The 22593-nt window shown below is 64.4% G+C and carries 23 protein-coding genes; 15 read left to right on the forward strand and 8 right to left on the reverse strand.

What is annotated here, in order from left to right; all coding sequences use genetic code 11:
* Positions 1-26 precede the first annotated feature (26 nt).
* From BJ6T_RS29190 to BJ6T_RS29205, 4 genes are read left to right on the forward strand one after another with little or no spacing between them, the layout of a single operon-like run.
* Positions 27-1805 (forward strand): cbb3-type cytochrome c oxidase subunit I, encoded by a 1779-nt coding sequence (locus tag BJ6T_RS29190; protein WP_014496144.1) that lies wholly within the window; start codon positions 27-29, stop codon positions 1803-1805.
* Entirely contained in the window at positions 1802-2506 is a 705-nt protein-coding gene (locus tag BJ6T_RS29195) for a cytochrome c oxidase subunit 3 (RefSeq protein ID WP_014496145.1), read from the forward strand. The genes BJ6T_RS29190 and BJ6T_RS29195 overlap by 4 nt, the downstream gene beginning before the upstream one ends.
* Before the next feature lie 14 nt (positions 2507-2520).
* Positions 2521-3243 (forward strand): heme-copper oxidase subunit III family protein, encoded by a 723-nt coding sequence (locus BJ6T_RS29200; RefSeq protein WP_014496146.1) that lies wholly within the window; start codon positions 2521-2523, stop codon positions 3241-3243.
* Between the two features lie 9 nt (positions 3244-3252).
* Positions 3253-3645, forward strand: a complete 393-nt coding sequence (locus BJ6T_RS29205; RefSeq protein WP_014496147.1) for a cytochrome C oxidase subunit IV family protein — start codon at positions 3253-3255, stop codon at positions 3643-3645.
* 171 nt (positions 3646-3816) lie between these two features.
* Here BJ6T_RS29205 and BJ6T_RS29210 read toward each other — a convergent pair whose 3' ends face one another.
* The 3 genes from BJ6T_RS29210 to BJ6T_RS29220 are packed head-to-tail and all read right to left on the reverse strand — an operon-like array spanning position 3817 to position 7338.
* A complete protein-coding gene (locus BJ6T_RS29210) occupies positions 3817-5574 on the reverse strand; it encodes an NAD+ synthase (RefSeq protein ID WP_014496148.1) in 1758 nt (585 codons plus the stop codon).
* A 17-nt stretch (positions 5575-5591) separates the two neighbouring features.
* A complete protein-coding gene (locus BJ6T_RS29215; RefSeq protein WP_014496149.1) occupies positions 5592-5945 on the reverse strand; it encodes a diacylglycerol kinase in 354 nt (117 codons plus the stop codon).
* Positions 5946-5949: 4 nt separating this feature from the next.
* A complete protein-coding gene (locus BJ6T_RS29220; RefSeq protein WP_014496150.1) occupies positions 5950-7338 on the reverse strand; it encodes a class II 3-deoxy-7-phosphoheptulonate synthase in 1389 nt (462 codons plus the stop codon).
* A gap of 182 nt (positions 7339-7520) precedes the next feature.
* On the opposite strand from BJ6T_RS29220, the gene BJ6T_RS29225 reads away from it, so the two are divergent.
* Entirely contained in the window at positions 7521-8432 is a 912-nt protein-coding gene (locus BJ6T_RS29225) for an alpha/beta hydrolase family protein (protein WP_014496151.1), read from the forward strand.
* On the opposite strand, the gene BJ6T_RS29230 is transcribed toward BJ6T_RS29225, so the two are convergent.
* Both BJ6T_RS29230 and BJ6T_RS29235 read right to left on the reverse strand, forming a co-directional pair.
* On the reverse strand, positions 8422-8685 hold the full coding sequence (locus BJ6T_RS29230; RefSeq protein WP_028169815.1) for a hypothetical protein: 264 nt from the start codon (positions 8683-8685) through the stop codon (positions 8422-8424). The genes BJ6T_RS29225 and BJ6T_RS29230 overlap by 11 nt on opposite strands.
* A 188-nt stretch (positions 8686-8873) precedes the next feature.
* Positions 8874-10358 (reverse strand): aldehyde dehydrogenase family protein, encoded by a 1485-nt coding sequence (locus BJ6T_RS29235; protein WP_014496153.1) that lies wholly within the window; start codon positions 10356-10358, stop codon positions 8874-8876.
* A gap of 113 nt (positions 10359-10471) precedes the next feature.
* On the opposite strand from BJ6T_RS29235, the gene BJ6T_RS29240 reads away from it, so the two are divergent.
* From BJ6T_RS29240 to BJ6T_RS29255, 4 genes are all read left to right on the forward strand, one after another.
* Positions 10472-11554 (forward strand): substrate-binding domain-containing protein, encoded by a 1083-nt coding sequence (locus BJ6T_RS29240; RefSeq protein WP_014496154.1) that lies wholly within the window; start codon positions 10472-10474, stop codon positions 11552-11554.
* Between the two features lie 133 nt (positions 11555-11687).
* Positions 11688-12434 (forward strand): glutamine amidotransferase, encoded by a 747-nt coding sequence (locus BJ6T_RS29245; protein ID WP_014496155.1) that lies wholly within the window; start codon positions 11688-11690, stop codon positions 12432-12434.
* Between the two features lie 6 nt (positions 12435-12440).
* Complete coding sequence (locus tag BJ6T_RS29250) at positions 12441-13868, forward strand: NAD-dependent succinate-semialdehyde dehydrogenase (protein ID WP_014496156.1); 1428 nt, start codon at positions 12441-12443, stop codon at positions 13866-13868.
* Between the two features lie 8 nt (positions 13869-13876).
* Complete coding sequence (locus BJ6T_RS29255) at positions 13877-14662, forward strand: class I SAM-dependent methyltransferase (protein WP_014496157.1); 786 nt, start codon at positions 13877-13879, stop codon at positions 14660-14662.
* Positions 14663-14676: 14 nt separating this feature from the next.
* On the opposite strand, the gene BJ6T_RS42710 is transcribed toward BJ6T_RS29255, so the two are convergent.
* A complete protein-coding gene (locus tag BJ6T_RS42710) occupies positions 14677-15468 on the reverse strand; it encodes a response regulator transcription factor (RefSeq protein WP_014496158.1) in 792 nt (263 codons plus the stop codon).
* Positions 15469-15888: 420 nt separating this feature from the next.
* Here BJ6T_RS42710 and BJ6T_RS29265 point away from each other — a divergent pair, with 420 nt between their 5' ends.
* From BJ6T_RS29265 to BJ6T_RS29290, 6 genes are all read left to right on the forward strand, one after another.
* On the forward strand, positions 15889-17121 hold the full coding sequence (locus BJ6T_RS29265) for an acyl-CoA dehydrogenase family protein (protein WP_014496159.1): 1233 nt from the start codon (positions 15889-15891) through the stop codon (positions 17119-17121).
* A gap of 28 nt (positions 17122-17149) precedes the next feature.
* Complete coding sequence (locus BJ6T_RS29270; RefSeq protein ID WP_028169817.1) at positions 17150-17698, forward strand: NAD(P)H-dependent oxidoreductase; 549 nt, start codon at positions 17150-17152, stop codon at positions 17696-17698.
* 42 nt (positions 17699-17740) lie between these two features.
* Complete coding sequence (locus tag BJ6T_RS29275) at positions 17741-18541, forward strand: alpha/beta fold hydrolase (RefSeq protein ID WP_014496161.1); 801 nt, start codon at positions 17741-17743, stop codon at positions 18539-18541.
* Positions 18542-18566: 25 nt separating this feature from the next.
* Positions 18567-19010, forward strand: coding sequence for a cupin domain-containing protein (locus BJ6T_RS29280; RefSeq protein ID WP_014496162.1), 444 nt, complete (start codon positions 18567-18569; stop codon positions 19008-19010).
* A gap of 118 nt (positions 19011-19128) precedes the next feature.
* Complete coding sequence (locus tag BJ6T_RS29285; protein ID WP_014496163.1) at positions 19129-20340, forward strand: MFS transporter; 1212 nt, start codon at positions 19129-19131, stop codon at positions 20338-20340.
* Positions 20341-20486: 146 nt separating this feature from the next.
* The gene (locus BJ6T_RS29290) at positions 20487-20861 is read left to right on the forward strand and encodes a winged helix-turn-helix domain-containing protein (RefSeq protein WP_014496164.1); all 375 of its coding nucleotides are present in this window, start codon (positions 20487-20489) and stop codon (positions 20859-20861) included.
* A gap of 48 nt (positions 20862-20909) precedes the next feature.
* On the opposite strand, the gene BJ6T_RS29295 is transcribed toward BJ6T_RS29290, so the two are convergent.
* Positions 20910-21896: a cysteine synthase A gene (locus BJ6T_RS29295; RefSeq protein WP_028169819.1), complete on the reverse strand. Its 987-nt coding sequence runs from the start codon at positions 21894-21896 to the stop codon at positions 20910-20912.
* A 156-nt stretch (positions 21897-22052) separates the two neighbouring features.
* Positions 22053-22430 (reverse strand): hypothetical protein, encoded by a 378-nt coding sequence (locus BJ6T_RS29300; protein ID WP_028159380.1) that lies wholly within the window; start codon positions 22428-22430, stop codon positions 22053-22055.
* Positions 22431-22593 lie beyond the last annotated feature (163 nt).

The following is a 22593-nucleotide window of genomic DNA, read 5'->3' on the forward strand; positions in this document are numbered from 1 at the left end:
CGATGGAAACGACCGAGGAGGTTTCTATGGTCGATATTCCATATGAAGGGATCGCAGGCATCCCGCCTGCCGAAGTGCCTGATGTCGAGCTCTATCATCCAAGGAGCTGGTGGACACGGTATGTCTTCTCGCAGGACGCCAAGGTGATCGCCATTCAGTATTCGCTGACGGCCTCGGCCATCGGGCTGGTAGCCCTGGTGCTGTCGTGGCTGATGCGCCTGCAACTGGGATTCCCCGGCACCTTCTCTTTCATCGATGCCAACCAGTACCTCCAGTTCATCACCATGCACGGCATGATCATGGTGATCTATCTGCTCACCGCATTGTTCCTCGGCGGCTTCGGCAACTACCTGATCCCGCTGATGGTCGGCGCCCGGGACATGGTCTTCCCCTATGTGAACATGCTGAGCTACTGGGTCTACCTGCTCGCAGTCCTGGTGCTGGCCTCGACATTCTTCGTGCCCGGCGGCCCCACCGGCGCCGGCTGGACGCTCTACCCGCCGCAAGCAATCCTCTCCGGAACGCCGGGGCAGGATTGGGGCATCATTCTCATGATGTCGTCCCTGATCCTGTTCATCATCGGCTTCACCATGGGCGGCTTGAATTATGTGGTCACGGTGCTGCAAGCGCGCACCCGCGGCATGACGTTGATGCGCCTGCCCCTGACGGTGTGGGGCATTTTCACGGCGACCGTCATGGCGTTGCTGGCATTCCCCGCGCTCTTCGTTGCCTCGGTCATGCTGCTGCTCGACCGTCTCCTGGGAACCAGCTTCTTCATGCCCTCCCTCGTTGAGATGGGACAGCTGTCGAAATATGGCGGCGGCAGCCCGCTGCTCTTCCAGCACCTGTTCTGGTTCTTCGGCCACCCCGAGGTCTACATCGTCGCCCTGCCCGCCTTCGGCATCGTCTCCGATCTGATCAGCACGCATGCGCGCAAGAACATCTTCGGTTATCGCATGATGGTCTGGGCGATCGTGGGGATTGGTGCGCTCAGCTTCGTCGTGTGGGCCCACCACATGTATGTGAGCGGCATGTTCCCGCAATTCGGGTACTTCTTCGCCACCACGACGCTCATCATCGCCATCCCCACGGCGATCAAGGTCTACAACTGGGTGCTGACGCTGTGGCGCGGCGACATTCATCTCAGGGTGCCGATGCTGTTCGCCCTCGGCTTCATCATCACCTTCGTGAATGGCGGCCTCACCGGCCTCTTCCTCGGCAACGTCGTCGTGGACGTGCCCCTCTCGGATACCATGTTCGTGGTCGCGCATTTCCACATGGTGATGGGCGTGGCACCGATCATGGTCGTGCTGGGCGCGATCTATCATTGGTACCCCAAGGTCACGGGACGGATGCTGAACGACGTCCTCGGCAAGTTTCACTTCTGGGTCACCTTCCTCGGCGCCTACCTGATCTTCTTCCCCATGCACTATCTTGGACTGCTCGGGGTCCCGCGCCGGTATTTCGAACTCGGCGACACGGCGTTCATCCCGTCCTCGGCCCATTCACTGAATGCCTTCATCTCCGTGGTGGCCTTGGCCGTCGGCTTCAGCCAGATGGTGTTCCTGTTCAATCTTGCCTGGAGCCTGTTCAAGGGTGAGGCCTCAGGCGGCAATCCGTGGCGGGCGACGACGCTGGAGTGGCAGACGCCGGAGACACCCCCCGGACACGGCAACTGGGGCAAGGAGCTCCCGGTCGTCTACCGCTGGGCCTATGACTACAGTGTGCCCGGCGCTGCCGAGGACTTCATTCCACAGAACCAGCCGCCACGCGCGACGCAGTTCGTTCATGGAGCTGCTTCGTGAGCGCCATCATCCTGTTCCTGGCTGCGCTTGCGGTGATCGCCGGATGGTGGCTGTCGCATCAGCGGCTGACGGCCAAGCCCTGGCTGGAGGAAGGCTCGGTCGGTGACTTCCCCGGCGGCGATAGCGTGACCTGGCCGGCAGCGAAGGTCGGACTTGGCGTGTTTCTCGCCGTCGCCAGCGCACTATTCGTCCTCTTCATCAGCGCCTACTCGATGCGCATGAGCGTGGTGGACTGGCGGCCGCTACCGGTCCCGCGGCTGCTGTGGGTCAACACGGGCGTCCTGGTCCTGAGCAGTGTCGCGCTGCAATGGTCGTACGTGGCTGCCGGGCGACATGATACCGAGAGCGTCAAGATCGGTCTGCTCGCCGGCGGAGCATCTGCCGTGATCTTCCTCGCCGGACAGCTCTTGGCCTGGCAGCGGCTCGGGGCTGCCGGATATTTCGTGGCGTCCAATCCGGCGAATTCCTTCTTCTACCTGTTGACCGCGGTGCACGGGCTGCATCTGACGGGTGGCCTGGTCGCCCTCGGGCGAACCTCGGCCAAGGTGTGGCGCGGCGCCGAGATCGCCGACATGCGCTTGAGCGTGGAGCTGTGCACCATCTACTGGCACTTCCTGCTGCTGGTCTGGCTTGTCCTGCTCGGTCTTCTCACGGGCTGGACCGACGATTTCGTCAACATCTGCCGTCAATTGCTGAGCTAGGGAGGCGAGACCAGATGGCTGAGACCGTACTGACACATTCGGGCCAATCTCCTGCGCGGCTCGAAGGCTGGCGCGGCATCGCCGCCGACTGGGCGTCCGATCAGCGCGCCTTCAAGAATGTGTCCTGGGGCAAGGCCATGATGTGGATCTTCCTCCTCAGCGACACCTTCATCTTCAGTTGCTTCCTGCTCTCCTACATGACGGCGCGCATGTCCACGACCGTGCCGTGGCCGAACCCCAGCGAGGTCTTCGCGCTCAATATCGGGGGCAACCACATCCCCCTGATCCTGATCGCCATCATGACCTTTATCCTGATCAGCAGCAGCGGCACGATGGCGATGGCCGTCAATTTCGGCTACCGGCGCGATCGCGCCAGAACCGCGGCCTTGATGCTGGTCACGGCGGCCTTCGGCGCAACCTTCGTCGGAATGCAGGCCTTCGAATGGACCAAGCTGATCATGGAGGGCGTCCGGCCCTGGGGCAATCCATGGGGTGCACCGCAGTTCGGTGCAAGCTTCTTCATGATCACCGGCTTCCACGGCACCCACGTGACGATCGGCGTGATCTTCCTGATCGCCATTGCGCGGAAGGTCTTGCGCGGCGACTTCGACGTCGAGAGGCGCGGCTTCTTCACGAGCCGCAAGGGCTATTACGAGATCGTCGAGATCATGGGCCTGTACTGGCACTTCGTCGATCTCGTGTGGGTGTTCATCTTTGCATTGTTCTATCTTTGGTGAGGTCGGCGCATGACAAACGCGACGGTACACATGGAAGGCCAGCTCCACGCTCCGGCGCACGGCGCAGTCGCAACAGCAGCCGTGCACGCCAAGGGGCAACAGCACCCGATCAGGCTCTACCTCGTGGTCTGGGGCTGGCTGTTCGTCCTCAGCACGTGCTCCTACCTCGTCGACTACTTTGGCCTCCACGGCTACCTCAGGTGGTCGCTGATCCTGGTGTTCATGGTGTTGAAGGCCGGCCTGATCGTCGCCGTCTTCATGCACATGGCCTGGGAGCGGCTCGCCCTCGCCTATGCGATCCTGCTGCCACCGATCGCGGTCATGGTGTTTGTGACCATCATGGTGCTCGAATCCGAATACACGCACTTGCTTCGCGTGATGTTCTTCGCAGTGCCGTCGTAGCAGCAAGCTGAATTCGCACATCGCTCGATGTCATGCCCCGCGAAGGCGGGGCATCCAGTAACCCGTGTCAGCAGTCGGTTCCTACAATGCCCGCCATGGAGTACTGGATCATCCGCCTTAGCGGATGATGACAGATAGACGTGTGGCGCGACCGTCCGCCTCTCTCCGGTGCTAGCCCTCGAACGCGTCGATCGACGCCTTGCTGCCGCGCGAGACCAGCGTCTCGTCCGCCGCAGGCAACGGCTCGCCCTTGTCGCGAAAGCGGTTGGTAATGGGATAGCGGCGGTCGCGACCGAAATTCCTGGCCGTCACCTTCACGCCCGGCGCGGCCTGGCGGCGCTTGTATTCGGCGACGTTGAGCAGATGATCGATGCGGGTGACCGTCTCGCGGTCGAAGCCGGCGGCGATGATCTTGTCGAGCGGCTCCTCGCGCTCGATCAGACGCTCCAGGATGGCATCGAGCACGTCATAAGGCGGCAGCGAGTCCTGGTCGGTCTGGTTCTCGCGCAGCTCCGCCGTCGGCGGGCGCGTGATGATATCGGGCGGAATGACCTCGCCCGCAGGCCCGAGCGCGCCGTCGGGCTTCCAGTGGTTGCGCAGCGCGGCCAGCCGAAACACCTGCGTCTTGTAGATATCCTTGATCGGATTGAAGCCGCCGTTCATGTCGCCATAGAGCGTGGCGTAGCCGACCGACATTTCCGACTTGTTGCCGGTCGTCACCACCATCAGCCCGGTCTTGTTGGAGATCGCCATCAGCAGCGTGCCGCGGGTGCGGGCCTGCAGGTTTTCCTCGGTGATATCGGGCGGCAGATTCTTGAAGATGCCGGACAGGATGGTCTCGAAGCCGGTCACGGCTTCAGCGATCGGCAGCACCTCGTAGCGAATTCCGAGATGCCCGGCGAGTTCGCCCGCGTCCGCGATCGAGCTCGCCGCGGTGTAGCGATAGGGCAGCATCACGCCATGCACCTGGTCGGCACCGAGCGCATCGACCGCGATCGCCGCGCAGAGAGCGGAGTCGATGCCGCCGGAAATGCCGAGCAGAACGCCGGGAAATCCGTTCTTGGCGACATAGTCGCGCAAGCCCAGCACGCAGGCCGCGTAGTCGGCGTGGTCGCCCTCGGGCTGCGCGGCAAGCGGCCCGGCGCAGCGCCAGTCGTCGCCGTTCCTCGTGAAGCGCAATGTGGTGACGCTCTCCTCGAAGGCCGGCAATTGCGCCGCGAGCGAGAAATCGCCATTGAGCGCAAAGGACGCGCCGTCGAACACCAGTTCGTCCTGGCCGCAAACCTGGTTGAGATAGACCAGCGGCAGCCCGCTCTCGGTGACGCGCGCCACGGCGACCGACAGGCGCACGTCACTCTTGTCGCGAGCATAGGGCGAGCCGTTCGGCACCAGGAGGATCTCGGCGCCGGTCTCGGCCAGCGTCTCGACCACGTTCTCGTAATCCTCGGACTCCTCCAGCCAGATATCCTCGCAGATCGGCACGCCGATGCGCACGCCGCGCACGGTCACGGGACCTGCGGCAGGGCCGCGCGAAAACAGCCGCTTCTCGTCGAACACGCCGTAATTCGGCAGGTTGCACTTGAAGCGCAGGGCGGCGATTTTTCCGCCATCGAGCAGCGCGCAGGCATTATGGAGCCTGCCGTCCTCGACCCAGGGCGTGCCGACCAGCAGCGCCGGGCCGCCATCGGCGGTCTCGCGCGCGAGCGCCTCGATCGCGGCACGGCAGGCGTCCTGGAACGCCGGCTTCTGCACCAGATCTTCCGGCGGATAGCCCGCGATGAACAATTCCGGAAACAGCACGAGATCGGCGCCATCGGACCTGGCTTGCGCGCGCGCGGCACGAACCTTCGCGGCATTGCCTTCGATGTCGCCCATGGTCGGATTGAGCTGGGCGAGCGTGACCGCGAATACGTTGAGACGTTCGGTCATGGCCGCCGCACTCCGCTTCAGAGGAACCCCAACCGCTCGACGATGGCGATGATCCAGAACGCGCCGGCCATCAGCAGCGCAACGCCGACCGCGGCCGAGCCCATGTCCTTGACCCGGCCGATCTGCTTGTCGTGATCCATCGTCAGCCGGTCGGCAAGCTTCTCGATCGCGGTGTTGAGCAGCTCGACCGTCAGCACGAACGCAACCGAACAGACCAGCTCGACCGCCCGCAGCGCCGTCGCGGCGACGAACCACGCCAGCGGCACCGACAGGATGAGCGCAAAAATCTCCTCGCGAACGGCCTGCTCCGACCGGAACGCGAAGGCCAGACCGTTGCGTGAATTGATCGTCGCCTTCCAGATCCGCAGCAAGGTGTTAGAGCCCCGCGGCGACCGGCATCGGCCTGGCCTTGCCGGCGCGTTCCTGCTTGAGGAGCTCCGCGATCAGGAAAGCCATGTCGATCGATTGCTCGGCATTGAGGCGGGGATCGCAGACCGTGTGGTAGCGGTCGTTGAGATCCTCGTCGGTGATCGCGCGGGCGCCGCCGATGCACTCGGTGACGTCCTGGCCGGTCATCTCCAGATGCACGCCGCCGGCGTGGGTGCCTTCCGCCGCGTGGATGGTGAAGAACGACTTCACCTCCGACAGGACGCGGTCGAACGGGCGCGTCTTGTAGCCCGACGTCGAGGTGATGGTGTTGCCGTGCATGGGATCGCACGACCAGACCACAACCCTGCCCTCGCGCTTCACCGCGCGGATCAGTCCCGGCAGATGGTCGGCGACCTTGTCGGAGCCGAAGCGGTTGATCAGCGTAAGCCGGCCCGGCTCGTTGTCGGGGTTGAGCACGTCGATCAGCTTCAAGAGCTCGTCGGGCTTGAGCGACGGGCCGCACTTCAGGCCGATCGGGTTCTTGATGCCGCGGAAATATTCGACATGGCCGTGATCGAGCTGGCGGGTGCGGTCGCCGATCCAGATCATGTGGCCCGAGGTCGCGTACCAGTCGCCGGTGGTGGAATCGACGCGGGTCATGGCCTGCTCGTAGCCGAGCAGCAGTGCCTCGTGGCTGGTGTAGAAATCGGTGGAGCGCAGCTCGGGATGGGCCTCGAGATCGAGGCCACAGGCGCGCATGAAATTGAGCGCGTCCGAGATGCGGTCGGCCAGCTCCTTATAGCGGCGGGACTGCGGGCTATCCTTGAGGAAGCCGAGCATCCACTCATGCACGCTGCCGAGATTGGCGTAACCACCTGTCGCGAACGCACGGAGCAGGTTCAGCGTCGCTGCCGACTGGCGGTAGGCCATCAGCTGGCGCTGCGGGTCCGGCACGCGCGCTTCCTTGGTGAAGGCAATGTCGTTGACGATGTCGCCGCGATAGCTCGGCAGCTCGACGCCGTTCATCTTCTCGGTCGGCGACGACCGCGGTTTTGCGAACTGGCCGGCAATGCGGCCAACCTTCACCACCGGCACCGCGCCGGCATAGGTCAGTACCACCGCCATCTGGAGCAGCACGCGGAAGAAATCGCGGATGTTGTTGGCGCCGTGCTCGGCAAAGCTCTCGGCGCAATCGCCGCCCTGGAGCAGAAAGGCCTCGCCGGTCGCAACGCGGGCCAGCGACTTCTTCAGATTGCGCGCCTCGCCCGCGAACACCAGCGGCGGAAAGGTCGCAAGCTGCGCCTCGACGTCGGCCAAGGCCTTGGCGTCGGGATAATCGGGCACCTGTAGCACCGGCTTGCTGCGCCAGGACTCGGGCGTCCACCGCTCGGACATCGCAATCTCTCCGTGAAGTAAAAAAGCACAACCTGATCTGTGGGTTGCGAGGGCCGCCTTATACACAGCCCGGTCCCCCGCCGCCAGTTGTAAATCCATTTCGCACTGCAAACCCTTGCGGGGAAAGCCGAATTCGCATTTGCTGAGGGCCGGCAAGGAAACCGGCAGGACATCGGCTGCCCATGGACGCGGCGCGCGACGACGTTTTCATCGACGAGATCACCTTCCCGGCGACGGACGGGTATCCGCTGGCCGGCACCCTGTTCCTGCCGCGCGGCACCAAACGGCATGCCGTGCTGATCAACTCCGCCACCGCCGTCCCTCGAAAAATCTATCGCGGCTTTGCCTCCTACCTCGCCCATCGCGGCTGCGCGGTCCTGACCTACGATTATCGCGGCATCGGCGATTCCCGGCGGCCGGCGATGGTCGGCTACAACCAGCCGAAATCGCTGGTCGGATTCAGGGCCTCGATGTCCGACTGGGCCGCGCAGGACGTCACCGCCGCGGTGCGCTGGATGCGCGAGCGCTACACCACCCTGCCGCTCGCCTATGTCGGCCACTCCTTCGGCGGCCAGGCGCTGGGACTGATCGAAAACAACGGCGACATTTCACGCGCCGCCTTCGTGGCCTCGCAGGCCGCGACCTGGCGGCTGATGGCGTCGCCGGAAAAATATCGCGTCTACGCCTTCATGAATTTCGTCGGTGTGCCGCTCGTCCACGCGCTCGGCTACGCGCCGGCCTGGGCCGGCATCGGCGAGGATCTGCCCAAGGGCGTCTTCCTGCAATGGGCCGACTGGGTCTCAAGCCCGCGCTATCTGTTCGACTCCAAATTGCCGGCGCTGGAGAACTTCGCAAAGTTCAAGGGCGAGCTGCGCGCGCTCTGCTTCTCCGACGATCCCTGGGCGACGCGGGCCGCGGTCGAGCTGCTCGCGAGCGGCTTCTCCGCGATCAAGCCGGAGGTGCTGACGGTCAAGCCGTCCGACGTCGGCGCCAAGGCGATCGGCCATTTCGGCTTCTTCCGCCCCGAGCACAGCGACACGCTGTGGCGCGGCGTGGCGGAATGGATCCAGGGGGAGTGGTGCGTTAGCGGATGATCGTCGTCAGAGACGAGTACCGTCGGTTCGGCTTGGCTTCGCCCGGCGCAAACTGCGCGAAGGCCTCGCTGACGCGGACCGCCGGCGGCGTGTCGCTGGCGAAGCGGAATTCCTTCGGCCGCGGCGCGTAGAAGCTGGCGCTGTAATAGGCGTCGTCGAAACGCGCCTCGCCGACGCCGAACAATGCGTCGCAGACGAACAGGAGCGCGTAGACTCCCGCAACCGCCGCAACGATCTCCCTGAAAACAGACATGCCGATGCCCCAACCTTTTGCAGGCAGGATGCACGCCGGTTCCAAAGCGGAGGTTTAAGGCAGCAGCCTTCTTGTCCGCAGGGTTTTCCGCCACTGAGCGGAATGCAGACAATTTTATCGATGTCGAAAAAGGAGCCCGCCTGACCGGATGATCAGGCGGGCCCAGGATTGGCCGATCGGGAGGTTAATCAGACGGCCAGATTCATCCAGACAGCCTTCGGCTCGGTGAAATTGTCGAGCGCGGCGGTGCCATGCTCACGGCCGAGGCCGGAGTCGCGCTCGCCACCCCAGGGCAGGCGCACGTCGGTGTAGCCATAGGTGTTCATCCAGACCGTGCCCGCGCGCGCCCGCTTGGCGAAGCGCTGGAGCTTGCCGATGTCGCGGCTCCAGACACCGGCGGCGAGGCTGTAGGCCGTGCCGTTGGCGATCCGTAAAGCATCCGCCTCGTCCTTGAACTTGATGACGCTGACGACGGGGCCGAAGATTTCCTCCTGCGAGATCCGCATCTCGTGCGCGACGCCTGCGAACACCGCGGGGCTGATGAAATAGCCGCGATCTCCAACTTTCTCGCCACCGGTGACGAGGGTCGCGCCCTCCTTTTGGCCGATGTCGACATAGTCGAGGATCGACTTCATCTGCTTCTCGGAGATCACAGGTCCGAGCGCCGTCTTGCGATCGAGCGGATCGCCGATCCTGAGCGACTTTGCGCGCGCAGCCAGCCGCTCCACGACTTCGTCATAGGCCTTCTCCTGCACCAGCACGCGGGAGCCGGCCGAGCACACCTGGCCGGCATTGAAGAAGATGCCTGAGGCCGCAGCCTTGGAGGCCGCTTCGAGATCGGCATCGTCAAAGATGACGTTCGCCGACTTGCCGCCGAGCTCGAGCGAGACGCGCTTGAAGTTGCTGGCGGCGCCCTTCATGATTCCACGGCCGACGCCGGGCGAGCCGGTGAAGGTGACCTTGTCCACATCAGGGTGATTGACCAGCGCGTCGCCGACGACCCGGCCCGGACCGGTGACGACGTTGAAGACGCCCGCCGGCAGGCCAGCTTCGAGTGCAAGCTCGGCGATGCGCAGCGCCGAAAGTGAGGTCAGCTCGGCCGGCTTCATCACGATGGTGCAGCCGCAGGCCAGCGCCGGTGCGAGCTTCCACATGCCGATCATCAGCGGAAAATTCCACGGCACGATTGCCGCGACCACGCCGACCGGCTCGCGCACGGTGTAGGTCAGGGCATCGTCACGTACCGGTACGACGTCGCCGCTGATCTTGTCGGCCCAGCCGGCATAGTAGGTCAGCGTGTCGACGGCAGCCGGAAAGTCCTGGCGCATCGTCGCGGAGATCGGCTTGCCGGCATCGATCGATTCGAGCTCGATGATCTCTTCCGAGTGCTGCTTGAGCAGGTCCGCCCAACGCAGCAGGATCTGGCCGCGCTCGGAGGCGCGTATCGTGCGCCACGGACCTTCGAACGCGCGGCGTGCGGCTGCCACGGCGTGCTCGACATCGGCCTCGCCGCCTTCGGCCACGACGGCGATGACCTGCCCGGTGGCGGGATTGAGGGATTTGAAGGTACGGCCGGAGCTGGCGGGGACGCGGCGACCGTCGATGAGCAGATGCTGCGGCCGGGCCATGAATTCGGTGGCCTGCGAATGCACAAAGTCATATGCAACAGACATCATATTTCCTCCTGTTCTGGTATACCAGACTAGGAGCCTATTGGCTGGAGTAAATATGATATGGTTTGCAAATGGACGCCTCACATATGAAGCGTAGTTCATAAGGATTTCAGATGCTTCAGATCGAGATCGAGGCCGTCTGGCGATTTCGCCACGAGGGCAGCCCGCGCACCGCGATTGTCATGCTCGGCGTGCTCAACGAAATCCGGAAGACCGGAAAGATCACGAGCGCGGCCAGCGATGCGCACCTGTCCTATCGGCACGTCTGGAATCTGATCGAGCAATGGTCGGAGTTCTTCGGAACCCCTCTGGTCGAAACCCAGCGCGGCAAGGGCTCGAAGCTCACGCCGTTCGGCGAGCGGCTGGTGTGGGCCGGCGAGCGCATGCAGGCCCGGCTCGGCCCGCAGCTCGAAAACCTGGCGCAGGAGCTGGCGAGCGAGATCAAGCCGTTCCTCGAACAGCGCCCTTCGGTGATCCGCGTTCACGCCAGTCACGGCTTTGCCGTGGCAAAGCTGCGCGAATTCCTCGATCGCGAGCCCGGCATCGGCGTCGATTTGCGCTATGTCAGCAACCAGCATTCGCTGGTCGCGCTGGCGCAGGGCGCCTGCGATCTCTCGGGCCTGCATCTGCCGCACGGCGCGTTGCGCGCCCAAGGCATCAAGGCGGCGCGCGAATGGCTCGATCCACGCGAGGATCGCATCATCAGTTTCGTCACGCGCGAGATGGGACTGATGGTCGCGCGCGGCAATCCGCTGCGCATCGCCTCGCTTCAGGATCTCACCGGTCCAAAAGTCCGCTTCGTCAACCGCGACCATGATTCCGGCACGCGGCTGTTGTTCGACCAGCTGCTTGCCGCGAACGGCATCGACGAGAGCAGGATCAACGGCGCGCAGCAGATCGAGTTCACCCACGCCGCCGTCGCGGCCTATGTCGCGAGCGGCATGGCGGATGCGAGTTTTGGTGTCGAGGCCGCCGCCCGCCACTTCGGCCTCGATTTCATCCGCATCCTCACCGAGGATTATTTCTTCGTCTGCAAGCGTGCCTTCCTCGATACCGGGCCGATGCAGCGCATCCTGGAGATCATGCGCAGCGCCGATTTCCGCGCCGCCGTCGCCACCCTGCCCGGCTACGTGCCGTCGGATACCGGCAACGTGACCGGCGTGAAGGCGTTTCTGGAGATGCACGCCGTGCGGTGATGCCGCATGCCGCATGCAGGCCATGTGCGCGGCAGATCCGGCCCGGAACCGTCTGGACGAGGCCCGGCATCCGTTATATCTATCTGGATATAGCGGATGCCGTCGAAAGACCCCGCGCAACAGGGTTTTGTGGATGTTTCAACGCCGCCGATCTGCCGTCGCGCTCCGTCACGTGGCCTTCGAGGATCTCGGCCTGCTGGCGCCGATCATGGAACGCGAGGGCTGGAACGTGTCGTTCTGCGAGGCGCCGGTCGACGATCTCAGCCATTCCTCGATTGGGGATGCCGACCTGCTGATCGTGCTCGGCGGCCCGATCGGCGTCTACGAGACCGAGAGGTATCCGTTCCTCACCAGGGAAATCGATCTGCTGGAGCGCCGCCTTGCGCAAGGCCTGCCGACGCTCGGCATCTGCCTTGGTGCGCAGCTGATGGCAAAGGCGCTCGGCGCGCGCATCTATGCCGGCGGCGTGAAGGAGATCGGCTGGGGATCGGTCACACTGACGGATGCCGGCCAAGCCTCCAGCCTGAAACCGCTCGCCGAGAGCGCACCGGTTCTGCACTGGCACGGCGACACGTTCGATCTCCCTGACAACGCCGCGCGGCTCGCCTCGAACGAAAACTACGAGAACCAGGCGTTCGCGTTCGGCAACAATGCGCTGGCGTTGCAATTTCACCTCGAAGCCGATCCGCGGCAGCTCGAGGAATGGTATGTCGGCCACGCCGTCGAGCTCGCGTCTGCCAAGATTTCGGTGCAGGAGCTTCGCGCCAGGACGGCCGAGGTCTCGAAGACCGTCGCACGCGCCGCCGACCGCGTGTTCACGACATGGCTCGGCCAGCTCGGCCAGGGAAACGCCGCAGGCAAAACCGCACAAGCAAGGTGAATAACAATGGCGGAATATCCTCTCATCGAACTCTACATCGACGGACAATGGAAGCGCGCCAGCGGCCAACCGATCATCAATCCCGCCGACGAGAGCGTGCTGGGCACCGTCCCCACCGCCACGAAGGCCGATCTCGACGACGCGCTCGCAGCCGCCGAAAAAGGTTTTGCGATCTGGCGCAGCACCGCGCCCGCCAAGCGCGCGCAGATCATCCTGAAGGCGGCCGCCCTCATCCGCGAACGCGTGGACGTGATGGCGGCCGCGATGACGCTCGAACAGGGCAAACCGATCGAACAGGCCAAACTCGAAATCCTGCGCGGCTGCGACATCATCGAATGGGACGCTACCGAAGGCCTGCGGCTCTATGGCCGCGTGATCCCGAGCGAGCCGGGCATGCGCCACACCGTGCTGCGCCAGCCGATCGGCCCGGTCGCGGCGTTCTCGCCGTGGAATTTCCCGATGAGCTCGCCGGCCCGAAAAGTGGCAGGCGCCCTCTCCGCCGGCTGCTCGATCATCCTCAAGGCCTCCGAAGAAACGCCAGCGGGCGCGTTCCAGCTGGTCCGCGCCTTCCATGACGTGGGTCTTCCGGCCGGCGTGCTCAATCTCGTGTTCGGCAATCCCGCCGAGATCTCGGAATACCTCATCCCGCAATCGCGTATCCGGCTGGTCACCTTCACCGGCTCCATTCCCGTCGGAAAGCATCTCGCCGAGATGGCCGGCCGCTACATGAAGCCGGCGATCATGGAGCTTGGCGGCCACGCGCCCGTGATCGTCTGCGACGACGTCGATCCCGTCGCAACCGGCGCCGCCTCCGCCATCGGCAAGTCGCGCAATGCCGGTCAGGTCTGCGTCGCTCCGACGCGGTTCTTCGTGCAGGAGAGTATCTACGAGCAGTTCGCGCAATCCTTCGCCGAGCGCGCCAGCCAGCTCAAGGTCGGCAACGGCCTCGATCCCTCGACGCAGCTAGGGCCGCTCGCCAACTCACGCCGCATCGACGCGATGGAAACGCTGGTCGCGGACGCCAAGGCCAAGGGCGCGCGCGTGCTCGCCGGCGGGCAGCGCATCGGCAATCGCGGCTATTTCTTTCCGCTCACGGTGCTTGCCGACCTGCCCGATGATGCCCGCGCCATGAACGAGGAGCCGTTCGGCCCGCTCGCGCTGGTCAATCCGGTCAAGACGCTGGACGAGGCGATCGAGAAGGCCAACGCCCTTCCCTTCGGCCTTGCCGCCTACGCCTTCACGAAGTCGGCGAGCAATGCCGAGCGCCTCGCGGAGAGCGTCGAGGTCGGCAACCTCTCGATCAACCATTTCGTCGCCTCCGTCGCGGAGACGCCGTTCGGCGGGGTGAAGGACAGCGGTTACGGGCGTGAAGGCGGCACCGAGGGCTTGCAGTGCTACACCGTCGTCAAGAACGTGTCGCACAAGACGCTGTAGGATCGTTCATGCAGGACACCGCACCACGCCACCAGGACGGCAGCGCCGGCGACGCCAATTACGGCGCCATCGGCAAGGGCTACACAAATTTCCGCCGGCCGGACCCGCGCATCGCGGAACTGATCGATGCGGCGCTCAGCGAGGCCCGCACCATCCTCAATGTCGGCGCAGGCGCCGGCTCCTACGAGCCGGTCGGCCGCACCGTGACGCCGGTCGAGCCGTCGCAATCGATGCGGGCGCAGCGACCGGCGCATCTTCCCGCGGCGATCGATGCCGTCGCGGAGAAGCTGCCCTTCGAGGACGCCACGTTCGGCGCGGCCATGTCGACCTTCTCGGTGCATCAGTGGAAGAACCTGAACGCCGGCCTCTCCGAGATGCGGCGGGTGACGCGCGGCCCGATCGCGATCATGACCTGCGCCCCCGACGAGCTCGATCGCTTCTGGCTCAACGCCTATTGCCCGGAGGTGATCGCGGTCGAGGCTGTGCGCTATCCGGCAATCCGCGATATCGCGGAAGGCCTCGGCGGCACAACGGATGTCCTGCCCGTCCCGATCCCGCTCGACTGCACCGACGGTTTCAACGAGGCCTATTACGGCCGCCCCGAGATGCTGCTCGATCCGGCCGCGCGGCTCGCCTGCTCGGCCTGGAGCTTTGTCGCCGACGACGTCGTACGGCGTTTCGAAGACCGCCTCGGCAATGATCTCGTGTCGGGCCGCTGGGACGCGCGACACGGGCACTATCGGCAGCATCCGACCTTCGTCGGCTCGCTCAAGCTGATCGTCAACCACATCTGACCCGGCGCGGCACCTTATTGCCGAGCGCTCGGACTCAGCAGGCAGGCCGCAAGCTCGGTGCGGTTGTGCACGCCGAAGCGTCGGCACAGGTTCGCGACGTGCTCCTTCACGGTCTGATCGGAAATCCCCATCTCGCGGGCGATTTCCTTGTTGGTCTGGCCGCGGCAGACCCGGATGGCGACGTCCGCGGACCGCGGCGGAAGCGATGCCGAGAGCGTCGGCACCGGCGTCGCCGCCGGCTCAGGGACCCGGATTGCGGCAGGATGGACGTCGATCGCGCCCGCGTTCGTCATGTTGGTCAAAGCGAGCGAACCGGCCCGACACAGCATCTCCATGCGCTGCCGCGACCGCATCGTGTAGGGCGCGTCCGTATCGGTCGTCGCCGTAAACAGCACGCCGACGATCTTCTGTCCGCACCACAACGGGCCGCCCATGTTGTACGCAAAGCCCCATTCGTGGAGCATCTCGAAGGACGGACTGTGCCGCCATTGCTGCGGACCGATCACCGTTTCGCCGTCGACCGCGCGGCCTTGGGTCATGATGCAGTCGAGCACGGGGTCGCGCTTCCAGAAGCCGGCCCTGTAATTGTCGAGCAGGCCTTCTGCGACGTGCCGGCTGTAGACCAGTTCCGGTTCGAGCCCGTCGAGCAAATAGAGGCCGACGGTCGGCGATCCCGTCAATTCCGTGATCGCCGAGCAGCAGGCAATGCCAAGCGCGCGCACCGAGCGGCTCTCGGCGATGGACATCAGCCGATCTGCGAGCTGGCGCTCGGGCAGACCATCCAAATGCTCCTGCTCGGCTCTCACCGCCACTCCTCGCGCGAACGCGGGGTGCCCTCGGACACACGCGCGTCATTGCCGATTGTTATAGGCTTAAAATTTCTGCCTCGCCTGATCTTTGGTCAAGCGAAAAGAAGCGGCAAGAAACTGCTCTCCCGGCCCAGCTTTGCGGCAGAGCAGCATGGCCAATACCCCCCATGATGGGGGATTGCTGTTTTGGCCGCCTCATCTCTAGCATTCCGGCCATCGGGATCGCGTAACGACGTTCGCGCGGTTCCGACGGGGACATCTCGACACCAACGCGAGCCGTTCGTCGCGCGCACCAACAGTCATTGGCGCGCGTGGGCGGAGTCTTGCCCGCGACCGGCGTCTGTTCCGCCCGACCCAGATCTTCGCGTCCAGCAGCGTTGCGCGAAGAACCAACAGCCCGACGTGGAGACACCGACCATGAGCCCTTCCGTGCAACTCGCCGTAAAACCTTCCGCGACCCCGACGGTGGCCGAGTTCCATGCGCGCCTCGACGCGCTGCTACCCCTGGTCGAATCCAGGGCCGCGGAGGCCGAGGCACAGGGCTATCTGACTGACGACGTGGTGGCGGCGCTGCGCAAGGCCGGCATCTACACCATGCTGTTCCCGAAGGAGGTCGGCGGCGCCGAGCTTCTGCCTTACGACGCCATGACCGTGATCGAGCGGCTCGCTTACGCACACGCGTCCGCCGGCTGGTGCGTCATCGGCAACAACATGGAAGGCACGACGCTCGCCATCTACATCGAGGACGAAGGCATCAAGAAAGTCTTCGCGGGCGGGCCCGACATCACGATTGCCGGGAACGGCGTGCCGCGCGGCTTCGCCCGACCGGTCGATGGCGGTTACATGATCCGCGGTAACTGGGCCTATGGCAGCGGCATTCAGCACGCCGAGTGGGTCCATTCAGGCTGCTTCGTCACCGACGCATCCGGCAAGGACATGGTGTTCGGCCCGAACGGCCAGCCCAAGATCGTCGTCACCCACCATCCGCGCGCGACCATCAAGTTGATGGGCAATTGGGACGTGCTCGGCCTGCGCGCGACGGGAAGTTTCGACTACACTTTGAGCGAGGGCGACGAGTTGTTCGTGCCCACGCACATGACCTACGATTTTGACATTGGCGCGCCGCGCCGAGGTGGTGTGCAGGGTGCACTGGGGCTGGCAGGCTACAGCGCCTGGGCGCATTCCGCCTGGGCCGTCGGTGTCGGCCGCCGCATGCTCGACGAACTCGTCAAGGTGATCGTCCAGCGCCAGGATCCATTCGGCAAGTCGCGCGACAGCGCGAGCTTCAAGTTCCAGTTCGCCCAGGCCGAAGCTCGTTTCCGCGCAGCACGTGCGTTGGTCCACGAAACCTGGAAGGACGTCTCGGAGACTTGCGCCGGCGGTGAAAGTCCGTCGCTGGAGCAGATGACGATGATCAAGCTGTCATTGCGCCACGTCCACGACGTTCTGTCGGACGTCGCCACCTTCGCGCATCGCGCCGCCCGCGGCGCCTCGCTGCACAACACGCCGATGCAGCGGTTCTACCGCGACATCCATTCGGGCACCCAGCACATCCTGATGGCCGACCAGATCGTCGAAGAGTGCGGCCGCGCGCTGCTCGGCCTCCCCGGGCCTGGTGCGCAATGGACGGTCTTCGGGGTGACGGGCTGAGCAAGCGACCAGACACGAGGGCGTCGAGGTGAGGACATCCCGCATCGTTGGTTTCTGCGGCAATAGTTGGCGCCCGGCGAAGTCGCGCATGCTGGTCGAAGCCGTCGCTGCCGATCTTCAGGCGCAGCATGGACTGAAGACCACCGTCCTCGACCTTGTCGACGCCGGTTGCGGCATCGCCGGCTTCACCCGAACCGCACTCGATGACAATGCGCGCGCCGTCGTCGAGGCCATCGAACAGGCCGATGGCCTCGTGATCGGATGCCCGGTGTTCCAGGGCTCTTATCCCGGATTGTTCAAGCACATATTCGACTTGATCGAACCCAGCGTGCTGCGCAATCGCCCGGTGCTGCTTACCGCGGTCGGCGGCGGCCTGCGCCACTCGCTGGTGGTCGAGCACCAGCTCCGCCCGCTGTTCGGCTTCTTCGAAGCCTGCACCGTTTCGACGGCGATCTACGCCAGCAGCGGCGAGATCGTACCGGGCGAGCCGCTCGCACCAATGACGGCCGCGCGGCTCGCCAACGCCGTCGAACAATTCGCCTCACTTCTCAGCGGTCGCCAGGAGGCCGCCGCATGACTCACCAACGCCCGGCTCTGCCGCCTTCAACCGGAGATGACCATGCTTGATACCGTCAAACCCTCGCCGGATCTGACCGGCTTCTCCCGCGCGGAATATACGATCAACCGCGTGCGGACCGTCGTCCACAGCATCGGAAGCGGCCCGGCGCTGGTGTTCCTGCACGGCACCGGCACCTTCACCGGCTTCGAGATGGCGCGCGATTGGGCGAAGCGGCACACGGTCATCATCCCCTATCATGCGGGCTTTGGCGACTCCGGCGACGCCGAGACGATCGACACCGTCGAGGATCACGTCCTTCACTACATGGATCTGTTCGACAAGCTTGGCCTTGAGCAGTTCGACCTCGCCGGGTTCTCGCTCGGCGGATGGCTTGCCGCGGAGTTCGCGATCCGTCAGCCGCATCGGGTCCGCAAGCTGGTGCTGGTTGCGCCCGCCGGTCTTGTGGTCGGAAGCGCGCCTGCGCCCGGATTGTTCGAGATCGCACCGCAAGAACTGCCAGCCTATCTCGCGCACGATCCGGCCGCGGCACTCCGTTACTTTCCCAAGGCGCCCGATCCGGCCTTCGACGCCCAGCTTGGACGCGAGGTCACGGGCTTTGCCAAGCTGATCCGCAGCGAACCGCAGGGCAATCCCAAGCTCGCGCACTGGCTGCATCGGATCACGATGCCGACACTGGTGCTGTGGGGAGCCGCAGATCGCCTGCGTCCGACCGCCCAGGCAGATGCCTGGAAAGCAGGGCTCCCTGACGCACGCGTGACGCTGGTGCCTGCGACCGGTCATCTCGTGTTCGAGGAAACGCCGTCTTCTGCACACCACGTCACCGATTTTCTCGCCGATTGATCCGCACACAACAGAGGACACCACCATGATCGAGATGCCTCCGGGCGTGACCCCTGCCAAAGAAGGCTTTGGCAACGTCATCTGGAACATTCTGGGCCAGACCTACACGCTGAAGCAGCATTCCGAGGCGTCGATGGCCTGGCACGCCGTGTTTCCGGATGGCACCTTCGTGCCGCCGCACGTGCATCCGACCCAGGATGAATTCGTCTATGTGCTGAGCGGCCGCTACGACCTCTGGCTCGATGGCAAGGACCTTGTCGCCAAGGCCGGCGACCTCGTCCGCATGCCCAAGGGCATCCCCCACGGCATTTTCAACAAGTCGGGTGAAACCGCCACCAGCCTGTTCTGGGTCGCACCGACGCGGTCGCTGAAAGAGCTGTTCGAGCGCATCCACAATCTCCCCGATCCGCAGGAGGTCGTGCGACGTGCCGCCGAACACGAGGTCAACTTCCTGCCGCCGCCCGCCTGAGGCCACGCCGATTCCGTCGACACGCAAACCGCGAGAACCGATGATGACCATGCTGACAACGACTTGGACGTCCATCTCCGAGAACGACCGCCGTCGGATAGCCCGGTGGCAAAAAGGCATGCTGGCGCTCGCCATCCTCTGCGAGATCTTTCTCGCCGCCGACTGGTATGCTTTTGCGGCCGTACTGCCCTTCGTCTCCGAGAGCCTCAAGCTCAATCCCGCCGAGGCGGGACTCGCCCAAGGCATCTTTGCGCTGACGTACGGCATCGGCATGGTCGTCTGGTCGCCGGTCAGCCGGTCGATGACGGCGCGCAACATGCTGCTGATCGGGCTTGCGGGCACTGGTATCGGCATGGTGCTCCAGGTGTTCGTACAAAGTTACACACAGCTCGTGATGCTCCGGCTCGTGATCGGCTTCTTCGACGCCGGCATCTTCATCGGCAACATGAAGCTGATCTTCGGCTGGTTTCCGCAAAGTCGACGTGGCTCGGTGGTAGGCATCATCCTCGCCGCCTACAGCCTCGCCATCACCATGGATTTCGCGCTCGGCATTCCCCTGACGGTTGCGACCGGTTGGCGGACCTTCTTCGCCGTGCTGGCAATCGGCACGCTGCTCGTTGCAGCCGTCGACGCACTCGTCGTCCGTAACAATCCGCGCGAGCTCGGCATCGACGGTTTCACCTGGGGCAACGAAACACCGCAGGAGCACCTGCCGCTCGGCGAGATCTTCCGCTCGAAATGGATCGCGGTCGGCGGCTTCGGCATCGTGGCCTGCACCTTTGCGATCGCCGGCACCGCCACCTGGGTGGTGCCGGCCTTCATCACCGTACAGCACATGCCGCCGGAAGCCGGCGCTGTCATCGGCACCGTCATGGGGTTGTCGCAGGTGCTGTTCCTGGTGATTGGCGGCTACATGTCCGATCGGCTCGGCAAGCCCTTCATGATCAAGCTCACCGCATGTCTCGCTTTCCTGACCGCGCTGATGTTCCTGTGGAGCGTGGTCACACCGATGTCGTTCTCTATGCTGGTGCTGTTTGCAGCACTCAGCGGTATCGCGCTGCTCGGCGGCGGCGCTATCTTCGCCCTGCTCAGCGAAAAATACTCCGACGCGCTCGCGCCGGCCGCGATTGGATACGCCGAGGTGTTTGGCATCTTCTCGGCCTTCGTGGCGCCCTGGATGATGGGCGCCATCATCAACGCCTCGGCCGGCTCGTTCACCGGCGCCTTCATTGCTTTCGCGGTGGTCGAGCTCATCATCGTCGGCCTTTTGATGATCCTCGCCCGCGAGGACGTCAGTCAGGGCGCGGTGGTCGGAAGCCCCGCGGAATAAGATGCAGCGATCAAGGGCACGGGCTGAGGCCCGTGCTCTGGGGACCTCGACAATGGTCCATCTTTTGGGAAATCAGGCGCCCTCACCTTGTCCGCGGCGGGCAAGAGTGGCAATCTCGCATGCAAGTGCCCCCAAGAGACCCCATCATGTCGCGCGCGAGCGCCAAATCCCTCCCCCAGCTGAGCCTTCGCATCGACCTCGACGGCGAGGATCGGATCGGGCCCGGCAAGATCGAGCTGTTGGAGCAGATCCGCGAGCACGGCTCGATCTCGGGGGCCGGCCGGGCCATGGACATGTCCTACAAGCGCGCCTGGGATCTGGTCGATGAGATCAACCGCATCTGCGGCCATGCCGCCGTCGAGCCGCAGGCCGGCGGCAAGAACGGCGGCGGCGCGATGCTGACCCCGTTCGGCGAGAAACTTGTTGCGCGCTACCGCAAGATCGAGCGCGACGCCGCCCGCGCGGTGCACAAGGAGCTGGAAGCGCTCAAGAGCGACATCGCCCGTTCGCGGAAATCGTGAGCGCGCGGGCGCGCATGGGCGGGGAGCAACCCGGCCGCTGGCGGCTCGCTAGCGCATCCAGCGTGGCAGGGGCAGATTTTTCTTGCGTAGGAATTCCGGGTTGAACAGCTTGGATTGATAGCGCTGCCCACCATCCGCGAGGATGGTCACGATGGTCTTGCCTGGACCGAGGTCGCGCGCAAGTCGCATGGCTCCAACGATATTGATCGCGCTTGAGCCGCCCAACACAAGTCCTTCATGCTCGATCAGGTCGAACAGGACAGGCAAGGCTTCCTCGTCCGTAATCTGATATGCCGTATCGATGGGCGTGCCTTCGAGGTTCCGGGTGACGCGGACTTGCCCGATCCCTTCGGTGATGGAGTCTCCCTCCGTCGTCAGTTCGCCTTTGGTGAACCAATTGTAGAGAGCGGCCCCCATGGGATCGCTGAGCGCGATCTTGATGCCGGGATTTCGCTCCTTGAGGGCCCGCGCGATCCCACCCAAGGTACCGCCGCTCCCAACGGCACATGTGAAGCCGTCGATTCTTCCATCCGTCTGCTGCCAAATCTCAGGACCGGTCGTGCGATAGTGCCCCTCCCGATTGGCGACGTTATCGAATTGATTGGCCCAGAAAGCACCGAGCTCCTCGGCGAGCTGACCGGAATAGCGCGCGTAATGACCCGGATTGGAATAGGCTACGGCGGGCACCAGGCGCAGGTCGGCACCGCACAGCCGCAGCATGTCTTTCTTCTCCTGACTTTGTGTGTCAGGCATCACGATCACGCTTCGATAGCCGCGTGCATTCGCCACGAGCGCTATGCCGATTCCGACATTGCCGGCTGTTCCTTCGACGATGACGCCTCCCGGCCCAAGCTTGCCGCATCGTTCGGCATCGTTGATCATGGCCAGCGCCGCGCGATCCTTGATCGAGCCGCCGGGATTGAGAAATTCGGCCTTGCCATAGATCTCGCAACCCGTGGCCTCCGACGGCATTCGCAGCCTGATCAATGGCGTGTTGCCGATAGCGTCCAGGAAACCCGTTCGAACATCGCTCATCGCTTGCCATCTCCACGCGCCCGCAACTTTAGGCTGGCGAACAGGCAAAGCGATTCTCTAGTTCAGGCGACGCGTGCAACATTTCCGGCGTTCGACCGGCCCAATCGGCAATTCCATTCCTAGGCGGTGTTTTGTATGCGCCTTTGGCCCAAGCCGCTAGTTCGGCCGCACCGACATTTCCGGCATCGGCTGGGTCAGGGCTTCGCCGAGCAGGCTCTGCTCGGCTTTCGGGATCGAGAAGCGCACCTTGAAGCCGTCCTCGGTCTGAAGCGTGATGATGCGCTGGGTCGTATCGGTCGCCTGCTCGATCGCCCAGGACGCCAGCGGATAGGCGTAGCGCAGGCTCTGGTCGCCGTAGCGGGCCTTCAGCGCCGCCTCGAGCAGCCCGGGCAGCGTCATGATGAGCGCGCCGACCTGGTTGAGCGAGACGCTGACCGCGGCGGGGTTGCCCGCCAGATCCTCGAAGCCCAGCGAGATCGCGCCGCCGTCGGACGCCACCTCGCAGGTCGTGAGCTGCCTCACCTTGATTTCCATCGCCAGTCCCGGAACACGGTTCGCTATATTCATAACGATATATCGATATGTCCACCCGCGTCCAGCCCTGCTTTTCTGGAATTGATCGAGCCGGCCGCCATGGTCGGTTCGGCGAAGCCGTGATATATAGTTCGATATAACGAGGCCCGAACGGCCCGTTTCT

Source organism: Bradyrhizobium japonicum USDA 6 (genome assembly GCF_000284375.1).
GTDB classification, from domain to species: Bacteria; Pseudomonadota; Alphaproteobacteria; order Rhizobiales; family Xanthobacteraceae; genus Bradyrhizobium; species Bradyrhizobium japonicum.

Bases quoted from the DNA above. Each gene is read 5' to 3' on its own strand.
- BJ6T_RS29190 (WP_014496144.1), top strand. From the start codon at position 27: ATGGTCGATATTCCATATGAAGGGATCGCAGGCATCCCGCCTGCCGAA.
- BJ6T_RS29200 (WP_014496146.1), top strand. From the start codon at position 2,521: ATGGCTGAGACCGTACTGACACATTCGGGCCAATCTCCTGCGCGGCTC.
- BJ6T_RS29205 (WP_014496147.1), top strand. From the start codon at position 3,253: ATGACAAACGCGACGGTACACATGGAAGGCCAGCTCCACGCTCCGGCG.
- BJ6T_RS29210 (WP_014496148.1), bottom strand. From the start codon at position 5,574: ATGACCGAACGTCTCAACGTATTCGCGGTCACGCTCGCCCAGCTCAAT.
- BJ6T_RS29220 (WP_014496150.1), bottom strand. From the start codon at position 7,338: ATGTCCGAGCGGTGGACGCCCGAGTCCTGGCGCAGCAAGCCGGTGCTA.
- BJ6T_RS29225 (WP_014496151.1), top strand. From the start codon at position 7,521: ATGGACGCGGCGCGCGACGACGTTTTCATCGACGAGATCACCTTCCCG.
- BJ6T_RS29230 (WP_028169815.1), bottom strand. From the start codon at position 8,685: ATGTCTGTTTTCAGGGAGATCGTTGCGGCGGTTGCGGGAGTCTACGCG.
- BJ6T_RS29235 (WP_014496153.1), bottom strand. From the start codon at position 10,358: ATGTCTGTTGCATATGACTTTGTGCATTCGCAGGCCACCGAATTCATG.
- BJ6T_RS29240 (WP_014496154.1), top strand. From the start codon at position 10,472: ATGCTTCAGATCGAGATCGAGGCCGTCTGGCGATTTCGCCACGAGGGC.
- BJ6T_RS29245 (WP_014496155.1), top strand. From the start codon at position 11,688: ATGTTTCAACGCCGCCGATCTGCCGTCGCGCTCCGTCACGTGGCCTTC.
- BJ6T_RS29250 (WP_014496156.1), top strand. From the start codon at position 12,441: ATGGCGGAATATCCTCTCATCGAACTCTACATCGACGGACAATGGAAG.
- BJ6T_RS29255 (WP_014496157.1), top strand. From the start codon at position 13,877: ATGCAGGACACCGCACCACGCCACCAGGACGGCAGCGCCGGCGACGCC.
- BJ6T_RS29265 (WP_014496159.1), top strand. From the start codon at position 15,889: ATGAGCCCTTCCGTGCAACTCGCCGTAAAACCTTCCGCGACCCCGACG.
- BJ6T_RS29275 (WP_014496161.1), top strand. From the start codon at position 17,741: ATGCTTGATACCGTCAAACCCTCGCCGGATCTGACCGGCTTCTCCCGC.
- BJ6T_RS29280 (WP_014496162.1), top strand. From the start codon at position 18,567: ATGATCGAGATGCCTCCGGGCGTGACCCCTGCCAAAGAAGGCTTTGGC.
- BJ6T_RS29285 (WP_014496163.1), top strand. From the start codon at position 19,129: ATGCTGGCGCTCGCCATCCTCTGCGAGATCTTTCTCGCCGCCGACTGG.
- BJ6T_RS29290 (WP_014496164.1), top strand. From the start codon at position 20,487: ATGTCGCGCGCGAGCGCCAAATCCCTCCCCCAGCTGAGCCTTCGCATC.
- BJ6T_RS29295 (WP_028169819.1), bottom strand. From the start codon at position 21,896: ATGAGCGATGTTCGAACGGGTTTCCTGGACGCTATCGGCAACACGCCA.
- BJ6T_RS29300 (WP_028159380.1), bottom strand. From the start codon at position 22,430: ATGGAAATCAAGGTGAGGCAGCTCACGACCTGCGAGGTGGCGTCCGAC.